This window comes from Natronotalea proteinilytica, from assembly GCF_055379935.1.
This window is the reverse complement of sequence record NZ_AP043947.1, coordinates 2696485-2708755: the sequence shown is the minus strand read 5'-3', so window position 1 is coordinate 2708755 and position 12271 is coordinate 2696485. Positions and strand designations below refer to the sequence as shown.

Annotated in this window: 8 protein-coding genes and 4 tRNA genes; 10 read left to right on the top strand and 2 right to left on the bottom strand. The window is 57.0% G+C overall.

Going from position 1 to position 12271, the window contains the following annotated elements:
* The first annotated feature begins 184 nt into the window (after positions 1 to 184).
* The gene (locus ACZ5AL_RS10875) at positions 185 to 1804 is read left to right on the top strand and encodes a peptide chain release factor 3 (RefSeq protein WP_464510392.1); all 1620 of its coding nucleotides are present in this window, start codon (positions 185 to 187) and stop codon (positions 1802 to 1804) included.
* Positions 1805 to 2277: 473 nt separating this feature from the next.
* Here the strand turns inward: ACZ5AL_RS10875 and ACZ5AL_RS10870 are convergent, their stop codons facing one another.
* Positions 2278 to 3198 carry a universal stress protein gene (locus ACZ5AL_RS10870; protein ID WP_464510391.1) on the bottom strand — a complete coding sequence of 307 codons (921 nt, stop codon included), beginning with the start codon at positions 3196 to 3198 and terminating at the stop codon, positions 2278 to 2280.
* A 62-nt stretch (positions 3199 to 3260) separates the two neighbouring features.
* Positions 3261 to 4673: an SLC13 family permease gene (locus ACZ5AL_RS10865; protein ID WP_464510390.1), complete on the bottom strand. Its 1413-nt coding sequence runs from the start codon at positions 4671 to 4673 to the stop codon at positions 3261 to 3263.
* A gap of 441 nt (positions 4674 to 5114) precedes the next feature.
* Here ACZ5AL_RS10865 and ACZ5AL_RS10860 point away from each other — a divergent pair, with 441 nt between their 5' ends.
* The 9 genes from ACZ5AL_RS10860 to tuf all read left to right on the top strand — a co-directional run bounded on the left by ACZ5AL_RS10860 (position 5115) and on the right by tuf (position 12255).
* Positions 5115 to 6848, top strand: coding sequence for an amidase (locus ACZ5AL_RS10860; RefSeq protein ID WP_464510389.1), 1734 nt, complete (start codon positions 5115 to 5117; stop codon positions 6846 to 6848).
* Positions 6849 to 7044: 196 nt separating this feature from the next.
* Positions 7045 to 8007 (top strand): cobalamin-binding protein, encoded by a 963-nt coding sequence (locus ACZ5AL_RS10855; protein WP_464510388.1) that lies wholly within the window; start codon positions 7045 to 7047, stop codon positions 8005 to 8007.
* Positions 8008 to 8148: 141 nt separating this feature from the next.
* Positions 8149 to 9195, top strand: a complete 1047-nt coding sequence (queA, locus tag ACZ5AL_RS10850; protein ID WP_464510387.1) for a tRNA preQ1(34) S-adenosylmethionine ribosyltransferase-isomerase QueA — start codon at positions 8149 to 8151, stop codon at positions 9193 to 9195.
* A gap of 213 nt (positions 9196 to 9408) precedes the next feature.
* The gene (locus ACZ5AL_RS10845; RefSeq protein ID WP_464510386.1) at positions 9409 to 10035 is read left to right on the top strand and encodes a DedA family protein; all 627 of its coding nucleotides are present in this window, start codon (positions 9409 to 9411) and stop codon (positions 10033 to 10035) included.
* 165 nt (positions 10036 to 10200) lie between these two features.
* A tRNA-Thr gene (locus tag ACZ5AL_RS10840) sits at positions 10201 to 10276 on the top strand.
* A gap of 284 nt (positions 10277 to 10560) precedes the next feature.
* Positions 10561 to 10642, top strand: a tRNA-Tyr gene (locus ACZ5AL_RS10835).
* Between the two features lie 42 nt (positions 10643 to 10684).
* Positions 10685 to 10757, top strand: a tRNA-Gly gene (locus tag ACZ5AL_RS10830).
* A 102-nt stretch (positions 10758 to 10859) separates the two neighbouring features.
* Positions 10860 to 10931: transfer RNA gene (locus tag ACZ5AL_RS10825), tRNA-Thr, on the top strand.
* 133 nt (positions 10932 to 11064) lie between these two features.
* Positions 11065 to 12255 (top strand): elongation factor Tu, encoded by a 1191-nt coding sequence (tuf, locus tag ACZ5AL_RS10820; protein WP_464510173.1) that lies wholly within the window; start codon positions 11065 to 11067, stop codon positions 12253 to 12255.
* Positions 12256 to 12271: the final 16 nt, after the last annotated feature.

Genomic DNA, 12271 nt, shown 5'->3' with positions numbered 1-12271 from the left:
CACCTCTTTGTCAACTTCTTTGCGGCAGCAGACAAAAACTTTTCGCATGCTGATCGCGTTTTGCTATACTGCGGCAACAGCACCTTTTCTCTAACCGCTTAATTCCGCTCCTTGTAGAATGGGATATAGGTAAAGGGTGTCGTTCTGCATCTATGATACTCTCTCATGAACCCCCTGTGTAGTTGTGGCGACTTCGGTTTCAGAACGAAAGCATCGCGAAGAAGTGGGCCGTCGGCGTACCTTTGCCATCATCAGTCACCCCGATGCCGGTAAGACCACGCTCACTGAAAAGCTGCTGCTAAAAGGCGGTGCCATCCACGAGGCCGGCGAGATCAAAGCGCGCAAGGCCAACCGCCATGCCCGCAGCGACTGGATGTCGATGGAGCAGGAACGTGGCATCTCGGTCACGTCATCGGTCATGCAGTTTCAGCACCGCGGCTTTGCGCTGAACCTGCTTGATACGCCGGGCCACCGCGATTTCTCGGAGGACACCTACCGTGTGCTGACGGCGGTGGACAGCGTGATTATGGTGCTCGATGTGGCCAGTGGGGTGGAGCAGCAAACCCGCAAGCTAATGGAGGTCTGCCGCCTACGCGACATCCCCATCATCACGTTCGTAAACAAGCTCGACCGCTTCGGACTGCCGCCGCTGGAGATCCTGTCCGACATCGAGGAGACGCTGGCGCTGGAGACCGTGCCGCTGTCGTGGCCCATCGGCATGGGCGATCGCTTCCGCGGCACGTACAATCTGTACGAAGACGAGCTGCACCTCTTCTCCCACGCCGATATGCAGGGCGAGCATGCCCGCATCGATATTGACAGCCTCGACGACGAGCGCCTCGACGACATCCTCGACGATCAGGCCGAGGAGTTGCGCTTTGATGTGGAATTGGTGCGCGAGGCCGGAAACAGCCTGGACCTGCAGCGCTACCGCGACGGCATCCAGACCCCGGTATTCTTTGGTAGTGCGCTCAGCAACTTCGGCGTGGGCGATATGCTCGACACGTTTGTCGATATTGCCCCGCCGCCCCAGCCGCGCCCCACCACCACGCGTGACATCGATCCCAACGAAGAGGAGTTCTCGGGCGTGGTGTTCAAGATTCAGGCGAACATGGATCCGCGCCACCACGACCGCATGGCGTTCGTGCGGGTATGCTCGGGGCAGTTTGAGCGCGGCATGACCGTGACGCATTCGCAGAGTGGCGATACCATGCGCCTTAACAACGCGACGGCGTTCATGGCGCAAGACCGCGAGGGCGTAGAGCGCGCCTGGCCCGGTGACATCATCGGCATCATGAACCACGGCACGCTCAAGATAGGTGATTCGCTTTGTGAGGGCGATCCGGTGCAGTTTACCGGCGTGCCGAGCTTTGCCCCGGAGCACTTCCGGAAGGTGCACCTCGAAGATCCATTCCGGGCGAAGCATCTGGGCAAAGGCCTTACGCAGTTGAGCGAAGAAGGCGCTATTCAGGTGTTTCGTCCGCTACGCGGCAACGACTACATCCTGGGTGCGGTGGGCGAGTTGCAGTTCGATGTGGTGCTGGCCCGGCTCGAAGACGAGTACAATGTGGATGCGCGGCTCTCGGGCGTCAACTACACCTGCTGCCGCTGGATTGAAGGCGAGCCGACAATTGTGGAGGCGTATGAGTCGGATCAGATCAACAATCTGTTTCATGATGCCAGTGGTGCGTTGGCGTACTTGGGGGTAAGCACGTGGCGTCTGGAGCGCATGATGGAAAACTGGCCGGAATTGAACTTCAAGACGACGAAAGAGCACGTCGAAACCGAGTTGGCTACGTCGTAATGTAGAATGCCTCGAAAGGTAGAACGCCTCGAAAGATGGACGGCGTACTCCTCCAACGTAACTGTTTAGCGTGGTACAATAGCCGCCCGGGATATCCGCTACGCTCCTGATCCCGGGCTACGGAACGGCGCGATGTAAGCAAACTCGGTAGCGGGAAGATGTTAAATGATTGACATATGATTTAAATCATCGCAAGCCGCTCAAACCCCCTCTGTCTTCGAGCTTCGCCGCAGGCGTGATCCTGTGGACATCTCCCCCTTGGCTAAGGGGGAGAAACCCGTAGGGAGAGGGGGTTCGAACAAGACAAAACTGCGGTGCCCGATCATCCCATCATTTAGCGTTTATCCACTACCGCAAACTCATAAGCCAGGGACCGCTTGCGTCCCCGGCGATCTGTGGTATGTCGCTAAACACGTACTCCTCCAACCGTCCACACGTCCATACCTCCATACATCGACGTTGGCATTTCAGCCTCACTCGATGTGTTGAGGCACATCGCGGAGTAGCATGACGTTGGAACTGCTCTTCCGCATCAGGTTGAGGCTCTGTTTTTTAGGTTCCAGTTGTTGCAGAAACCCATCGCCCGGAGCAGGGGGGCGCACGATGATCAGGTCGTAGCTGCTGGGAGGCACGTTGCCAACCAGTTCGCCCATCGATTTGTAATCTTGAAATGCAGCCTTGCAGGACAGTCCGTACCGATCAATGATACGGCTGATGTAGTTGAGGCGGTGGCGTTTGTCGGGAAACAGGTCGTCATCAACCATGCGCTTAACGCGCTGTCGAGCCGCGGCTTCAAGATAGCCCTCGAAGCGGTGCGGCAGATCGCTCCACATGATGTTGACTGTAATGGTAACTCCGCTACCTGCAAACAAGTGTCCCAGGTAGTGGGCCATGTGCTCGTCATCGGTATCTTCGGGCGGAAGTGCTACGAGCACATCCCGGCAGACGGCCTCACTGGTTTTAGTCACCAAGAGGTTGCCGTGGCCTTCCATAACGAGCTCGTCAACGAAGACGCCCATCAGGTTGCGAGAAAAGCCGCCCTTGCCAACGCCGCCCAGGCAAACCATGTCGTAATCGTCGGCCACGGCCATCAGGTGGTTGGCCATGTTGCCTTCGGCATAGGCCCAGTGGACGGGTTTATCGGCATCCAGCACCTCATCAATCAGCGTTTGCAGATCGACTTCGATCTGGTGGGCTGAGCGGTCGGAGCCTACGTTGTCCTCCTTGTTGCGCATGCCCTTGATGAGCGCTTTTTGATCGGCATCCAGCGCCTGCGTGCGTTGCTTGAAAACGAGCACGGTAATCTCATGCGCTGTATGCCGAAATAGTTGGAGGGCAAACTGTGCTGACTTATGAGCCCATTTGCTCCCATCCGAGCAGATTAGAATACGCATGCGTTTGAGCGTGTAGATTGAGCGTAAACAAGAAAAACGGTTGGAGCGCGTTCAAGGCGATGTTAGGTAAGAAGAGGCCAGTAGAGAAAAAGCATTACAAAAAACACGCCAAATGAAGCCAGCATGGCCCATACACCGGCTTTAATGAAGTCGCTTGGTGATAAGTACCCCGATGCGTAAATGATGGCGTTGCCAGGCGTCGATACAATGAGCATAAACCCAAACGATGAAGCCAGTGCGGTGGCCAGTCCGATAACAATGGGTGGGATTGCCGCTTGGGTTCCGATTTCAAGCACAATGGGTCCTAACACACTTGTGGTGGCGCCCGCGCTCATTGCCGATGTCATGGCTGTAACCAAGAAAGAAATCACTATAACAAGCAAGTTTCCGTCTCCTATCCCTGCAGTGTTCACCAAAGCTAAGAACGAATCTGCAATCCAGCTGGCGGCTCCTGTTTCTGCGGTATACCCACCCAGAGAGATCGCACCAATGTAAATCATGAGCACGCCCCAATCCACATCGCTCTGATAGTTGCGCCACTCTACCACCCCCAGAGCGAGCAAAACGGCGGCAGCGCCCACGGCAATCACCCCAATGCCGTAAAGGTCGCCAACGGTAAGCCAAAGCCCAATGGTAATGGCAAACACGCCAAGGATGATCATCTGGTCGAGCCCAAACGGACGCTCGCGCACCTCAATGCGCAGCGCTTCAATGGCCGTACGCAAGTTCTTGACCTCGGGCGGAAAGAGCGTGACAAGTAGGCCTGTAAGCACGCCCACCATCGTGATGGTAAACGGCATCATATACATGGCCCAGCGCGCGAAGCTGATATCCACATTCGCGAGTTGCTGCATATAGTCCATCATGATGACGTTCCGTGCGCCCCCCGCGGGTGTGTACGGACTGCCCACAATAGCTCCAAATCCAACGGAAAAAATGAGCAGCTTGGTAAAGTTGTCGAGGGGGCCATCGTGGGAGTCGCGTACGATACTGATGATGCCAAGTACGGGGGCAAGCATAAGTGCCGCGGCCGCATCCGACATAAATCCGGCCAAGATGGCGCTGATAGCAATGATGCCAAAGACCACGGCATAGACGCTTGAGCCTACGCTTGTTAGAATGTAGAGCGCAATGATCTTGTCAAGGCCCCGACTGGAAAGGGCCGCGACGAGCATGAGCGTGCCCATCAGAAAAAGCAGCGCGTTGCTCATCATCCAGTTGGTGACCAACTCGGTTTCGATGCCGCCAAACACCACCTGATACACCGGAATGAGCAGTCCGATGGCAGGCAAGGGCACGGCCTCGGTAGCAAACATGATACAGACCGCAGCAAGCAGTGCCACCGCCCGTTGACCGGAAACACCAAGGGCTTCCGGAGTGGGCATGAGCATGAGTCCGCCCCAAACCATCCCCGCCAAAAGAAGCCCGATGAGCTTTGTGGTTGCTTCTTTATCCTGTATCAGCGCAGACCACAACTGGGCGCATTGCTGTTTGGTGTGCGTTATGACTTGATGGAGAGCAGACAGCATTCAAGGGAGGAGGTAAGCGCGTGTGCAATAATACACAGGCAGTGAGTGAGAGGACGATTTTAAAAATACCTGGAAGGGGAGTGGCGTGCAAACGAATTTATCAGAAGGCTTCCTTATGAGGGCGCTGGAGCGACCTGAAAATCGTGCTGACGCGGTGCTCCTCGCAATGACATGATTGTGAGTTATTCTCGGTACGTTAGGTGGCCATGCGTTACCCGAAGATTGACCTGTGACAGTGCACTATACGATTGACCTGTGATAGAGCCACCCCTGCTTGATGGAAGATAGATGCAACACCATGGTCGCATAGTTGCACCTTGGGAGAATTGTGATGTATCATGAAAGCCCCATCACCCCGCAAGTTCAGTGACATAGTCCCACTTATTTATGGATCGCCGTCAGTTTCTTGAGTCGTGCACCGCCGTTGGATTGACCGGATTGCTTCCGGGTGTGTTGTATACGCAGGTCGGCGAGGAGCCAGCCTCCGATACCCCTGTCACGCTTGATCACATCCAGGCTGCCGAGGAAATGATGGGGCTATCGTTTCGAGACGAAGATCGCGAGATGCTGGTGGACGCGCTGAACCAGCAGTTGCAGCAATACGAAACCCTGCGCGACATTGACCTGCCCAATGGGGCGCATCCATCGGAAGTGTTCGATCCGCGCTTGGGGGGAGCCTCGGTGCCTGCCGAGTCAGCTGATCCTACATGGAAGTGGCCTCGCTCACCAAGACCCATTGACAACGAAGACCTGGCGTTTGCTTCAGTCGCGCAGTTGTCGGTATGGCTGCGCGAGCGCGAGGTGACATCGGAACAGCTCACCCGGCTCTATCTTGAGCGGCTGCGCCGTCTTGATGAGGCGCTCGAATGTGTTGTTACCTTCACCGAAGAGCGTGCCCTGGAAGCCGCCGCTCAGGCCGATGCCGAGCTCGACGCCGGCGACTGGCGCGGGCCGTTGCACGGCGTGCCGTACGGCGCTAAAGACCTGTTCGCCGTTGAAGGATATCCGACCACCTGGGGGGCAACGCCCTATCAGGATCAGACCATTGACGACACGGCAGCAGTGATTGAGCGGCTCGATGACGCAGGGGCTGTCCTCATTGCCAAGCTTACGCTGGGCGCTATGGCCTGGGGCGATGTGTGGTTCGATGGGACCACCCGGTCGCCGTGGGATCCCACCCAGGGGAGCAGCGGCTCGTCTGCCGGGTCGGGCGCAGCAGTAGCGGCAGCAGGCGTTCCGTTTGCCCTCGGCACTGAAACACTCGGATCCATCGTGTCGCCCTCCACACGAAACGGCATCACCGGACATCGGCCTACGTTTGGCACGGTAAGTCGCCAGGGGGCTATGGTGCTGTCGTGGACGATGGACAAGGTGGGTCCGATGGCCCGATCGGCCTATGACTGCGCGTTGGTGTACGATGCGCTACGTGGAGCCGACCCGCAGGACCCGGGCATGGTGGAGGCGCCGTTTCCGTTTGATGCGGAGCAGCCGCTTGCTGATCTGCGCATTGGAGTGTACGAAGAGGCCTTCGAGGCTGAGTACAACAATCTTGAGGCCGACCAAGCTGTGCTCGATGTGTTGCGCGAACAGGGCGCCGAGTTGCATTCCATTAGTTTGCCTACAAACTATCCGCTGGCTATGCTGCTGAACACGCTCAATGTGGAGGCAGCCAGCAATTTTGACGAACTCACACGCAGTGGAGAAGACGCAACGATGGTTCGCCAGACCACCGACGCCTGGCCTCACGTGTTTCGCACAGCACGCTTTACCCCGGCGGTGGAGCATATCCAGGCCTCGCGAGCGCGCCGCAAGTTGATGGTGGCCACCTACGAAGCCCTGCGTGATATAGATGTGTTCATCAGTCCGTCGTTTCGGGGCGGCACACTACAAATCACCAACCTGACGGGCCATCCGTGCGTGTGCATCCCGAATGCGTTTCATCACATCGAGGAAGATGACGAGGCGTTAGAGTCGACCATCGACATTGACGATGCCGACCGGCGCTCGCCCGGTAGCATTAGCGTGCTTGGGCGCCTCTACCACGACGCTGAGGCGCTCCGGGTAGCACACGCCATTCAGGAAGCCACCGACTGGCACACACAGCGTCCGCCGGTGCGGTAGCGCTGTGTCGCTCCTGATTCCGGGCTAAGGAACAGAGCGCTGTGCGTCAACCCCCATAGCCCGGGCGCGCTGCAGTCCAAAGGTGGACCGATCGGTAGGTAACGCACGCACAGAGCAACTGGGCAACGTCTTAGGCGGATGTGCATAAGAATAAATTGTGCACATTCCCCGCTCCCCCTCACCCGGTTTGCCTCCTATGCGTATCGCCTCGCTTCTTCCAGCCGCTACGGAATGGGTAGACGCCCTCGGGGCCGCCCACGCTCTCGTGGGCCGTTCGCATGAGTGCGACCATCCGGAGGCGGTAACGTCGTTGCCTGTGCTTACCGCGCCCACTTATCCCGAAAAACAGACTTCGCGTGCAATCCACGAAGCCGTACAGAAGCGCGTACGCGACGGCCTCAGTCTGTATCGAGTGGATATGGCGCAATTACGTGCCCTCTCTCCCGACTGGGTGCTTACCCAGGCACAGTGCGAAGTGTGCGCGGCCTCCGTATCCGATATCGAAGCCGATTTGCAGGCTGAAGCAGACGCTGACATCCGCTTGTTTTCAATGCAGCCTGCCACGTTCAAGGAGGTGCTCGACATGGTGCTTCGCCTTGGACGTGCGTTGAATCGAGCAGAGGCCGCCATGCAGTGGATAGCTCGTCACGAACGGCAGTTGAAACAGCTACACAGTGCCATTGGGCTGGAGCGCCGCACTGATCCAGATACCTTGCCCACCGTTGCCTGTATCGAGTGGATGGATCCGCTCATGGTTGCCGGACACTGGACGCCTGATGTGGTCGCACACGGAGGCGGGCAGCCGGTATTGGCAGAGGCCGGGGCAGCGTCGCGTCGCATTACGTGGGAGGCACTTGCCAACGCCGATCCCGACGTTATTGCCGTAATGCCGTGTGGTTTTTCGGTGGAAGACACTGCGCGCGACTGGCAGACGCTTGCCTCGCACCCCACCTGGCAGAGCTTACGCGCGGTGCAAAAAAATCGTGTGGCCGTGTTTGATGGCAACGCCTACTTCAACCGTCCCGGGCCGCGCCTGTACCGTGCCGCCGCGCTTATTGCCTATGCGCTTTATCCAGACCGTGTTGATGGACACATTGCCCCCGTGCAGCCGTGGGAAATGCAGCGCGGATCGCTTCGTTCTGTTTCTGCATCTGCATAACATCTCCGCCGCGCGCCGGGATCAATGCCAATTTAGACGCTGTTTGTACCTGCAGTTTGCGCCCGTCCGGTTGCTGCAGGCGTCGAGAACGCTTCGTCTGTCGCCGTGTACTCTCTTGTTTGTTGAACGCACTCCCTGTCTATGAAACGATCCGAGTTTAGCTACGATTATCCGAAAGAACTCATTGCCGAGTACCCCGCCGAGCCGCGCGATTCGTGCCGGTTAATGGTGGTTGATTCCGATGAGCAAACCATTGAGCATACCGTGTTCAATGAATTGCCGCGCTTCTTCAACGACGGCGATGTCGTTGTCGTTAACAATACCAAGGTGTACCCGGCGCGGCTTTTCGGGAAGAAAAAAAAGACCGGGGCCAACATTGAGGTGTTTTTGCTTCGGGAGTTAAATCCCGAGAGCCGACTGTGGGATGTGATGGTCGATCCGGCGCGCAAGATTCGTATCGGAAACAAGCTCTACTTTGACCAGGAGCTTTCGGCCGAGGTTATCGACAACACCACCTCGCGTGGACGCACGCTACGACTCCACTTTACAGGCACAAACGAGGAGCTGTACGCCAAAATTCGTGAGTTAGGGCAAACGCCGCTGCCGCCATACATCGACCGAGATGTTGAAGAGGAAGACCGATCACGCTACCAGACCATTTTTGCCGAGGAGCGCGGAGCGGTAGCCGCTCCTACCGCCGGGTTGCACTTTACCCCGGAACTGGTGCAAGCCCTCAAAGACAAAGGCGTACATGTTGCTGAGGTTACGCTGCATGTGGGGCGAGGTACGTTTCGTCCGGTAGGAGTTGAAGACCTTACCAAACACCGTATGGATTCGGAGCAGTTCACCATTCCTGAAGAAACTGCAGAGGCTGTAAACCGCGCCTTGAGGAGTCCTGACAACCAGGTCACAGCCATTGGAACGACCGTGGTGCGTACGCTAGAGTCCAGTCTGTCTGCCAGTCAGATGCTGAAAGCTGATTCGAGTTGGACCGACCTGTTCATTTATCCGCCATACGACTTCCAGATCACCGATCAGCTTGTCACCAACTTTCACCGTCCAGAGAGTACGCTACTTATGATGGTTTCCGCGTTTGCGGGGTACGACTTCATCATGGATGCGTATCAGGAAGCGTTTGATGAGGAATACCGCCTCTTCTCATTTGGCGATGCAATGCTCATTCGATAGAAGAAGGGATGGCTGTGATATAGCCTCGTAGTAAAGGGAGTGGACAGACGCTCCAGCGTCCTCAAACCGAGACGCCCACACGACTCCCGGCTTTTCTTTCGGGTGCGTTTTGTCATCACGAAGAGGGCGCCTGCGATCGACGCAGCGCTGTAAACATATCGACCAGGTCGTCTCTGGGATGCGATCTCATGGCGCCGTTTGATCAGTACATACATGGAGTGGTTGACAGACCTGGATGCCTGGGTTGAATGGATGCTTGGAGTGCCTCCGATGTGGGGCTATGTAACCATTCTGGTTATCTCGTATGGGGAAAATATCGTGCCCCCCATCCCGGGTGATATGATTGTGGTGCTGGGGGGATATCTGGCTGGGCTTGGCCACCTAAACCTGGGGGTGGTGATGGCCCTTTCGGTGGTCGGAGGATCCGTAGGGTTTATGACTGTCTACGCCGTGGGGCGCCAAATCAGTGCGCAGGCCGGTACCGTGCGATCGCATCGCTGGATGCCGCGCGAGCAGATTTTGCAAGCACGCGAGTGGATTCACGCATATGGTCATGGCGTTGTTGTTGCAAACCGATTTCTGTTTGGAGCACGGTCGGTCATTTCTATCACCGTGGGCATGGCCCAGATGTCGGCCTGGAAAACAGCGATAGGCGCCACAGTCAGCGCGCTTGCCTGGTCGGTGATCATCACCTACGCAGGCTACGCCGTAGGAGAAAACTGGCCAATTATTGCTGATTATCTGCAGGCCTATGGCTGGATTGTAATGGGAGTGCTTGCGGCTCTTCTTGTAGGATGGGGACTGCGCCACCTCTGGAAGCGATGGAGGTCGGTTGCATGATGTCTTGAGACGTGCGCGTCGGAGTCAATAGGTTGTTTTTGTGCAGAATCCCCACTAATCTTTCACGTGCAGAACCCCTGCTGTAGGGAAACAGGCGTTGGGCTATTCATGTTAAGCCGACTCCCGCCATGAATGTGTCAATACAGGCATGCCCATGGCCATTATGCTGACGTAGCTCAACTGGTAGAGCAGCTCACTTGTAATGAGCAGGTTGGGGGTTCAAGTCCCTTCGTCAGCTCCATCCACACAGCAAGTGTGGGGACTCATGAGTGCTTATTGAACGGCTTTGCAAGTACGCTGCAGTAGGTCTTCATGAGGAGTGCATGCAAGGAACCTTGCGAAACCGTTGGTCTTTTCATAGGCTGGCATGCACTGTAAAAAGATAGATAGCGTTATAAAGGGCATCCCCTCAAATTTCACGCTATCTGAGGCAACATCCGTTTGGGTAGTACCTATAACGCGACTTGGATGTCTGCATGGGGCAAGTGTTTTTTGGTCTCAAGTGATACATCCTACATAAAAATTGGGCAGGTAGCGAAGCGGTCAAACGCAGCAGACTGTAAATCTGCCGGCTATGCCTTCGTAGGTTCGAATCCTACCCTGCCCACTGTGCATCGTTAAGATGTACGCACCGCAAGGTGCAATGCATGCGGGAGTAGCTCAACTGGTAGAGCATCAGCCTTCCAAGCTGAGGGTCGCGGGTTCGAATCCCGTCTCCCGCTCAATGTACAGCCTACCGAGTGCGCATGCCCTGCGTAGCGATGGGTTCGTACGCACAGCATCGTGCACTCTGCACTGTGCGCAACACGTCGCACATCAACGTTGCCGCCTTAGCTCAGAGGTAGAGCACTTCCATGGTAAGGAAGGGGTCCCCGGTTCAAATCCGGGAGGCGGCTCACCACGCGTTGGCATCGTCCACGCGCTTTTTCTGTGCGCAAGCCCCACCCTCGCATGTTGCATCAAGGGGCGTGCATGCAGGCCTTTAGGCATACACACGTATTTCAATCCTTACACGAACGCAACACGGTTATGGCGAAGGAGGCATTTGAGCGGAAGAAGCCGCACATCAACATTGGAACGATTGGGCACGTAGACCACGGGAAGACGACGCTAACGGCGGCGATTACGAAGGTGCTTGCCGAGCAGGTAGGCGGAGCGGCCGAGCGTACGTTTGACTCGATTGACAACGCGCCGGAAGAGCGCGAGCGTGGGATTACGATAGCGACGAGCCACGTGGAGTACGAAACGGAAGCGCGCCACTATGCGCACGTAGACTGCCCTGGCCACGCCGACTATGTCAAGAACATGGTGACGGGGGCTGCGCAGATGGACGGTGCTATTTTGGTGGTGGCTGCCACTGACGGCCCGATGCCGCAGACGCGCGAGCACATTTTGCTGGCCCGTCAGGTAGGCGTGCCGTACTTGGTCGTGTTCATGAACAAGGTGGACCTGGTTGAGGATGAGGAGCTCTTGGAGCTGGTGGACATGGAAGTGCGCGAGCTGCTGTCTGAGTATGAGTTCCCCGGTGATGAGATTCCGGTCGTGCGCGGCTCGGCGCTGAAGGCGCTGGAGAGCGACGCGGACGCGGAAGCTCAGATCATGGAGTTGATGTCGCATGTAGACGAGTACATTCCGACGCCGGAGCGCGACATTGACAAGCCGTTTTTGATGCCGGTGGAGGACATCTTCTCGATTACCGGTCGCGGAACGGTGGTGACAGGTCGCATTGAGCGAGGCCGTATTGAGACCGGATCGGACGTGGACATTGTCGGGATTGAGGAAGAGAAGCTGACCTCGACGGTGACCGGGATTGAGATGTTCAACAAGGTGCTCGATGAAGGCGAGGCCGGAGACAACGCGGGGCTGCTGTTGCGCGGGATCAAGAAGGAAGAAGTATCGCGCGGGATGGTAGTTGCGGAGCCGGGCTCGGTGACGCCGCACAAAGAGTTTGAGTGTGAGGTGTACGTGCTGTCGAAAGACGAGGGCGGGCGCCACACGCCGTTTTTCCCGGGGTATCGTCCTCAGTTTTACTTCCGCACGACGGACGTGACGGGAGACATTGCGCTGGAGGAAGGCGTTGAGATGGTGATGCCGGGCGACAACGCAACGTTTACGGTGAAGCTGATACAGCCGGTGGCCTTGGAAGAGGGGCTTCGGTTTGCGATCCGCGAAGGCGGACACACCGTGGGCGCGGGCGTCGTCACTGAGATTCTAGACTAACACATAGATAATACGC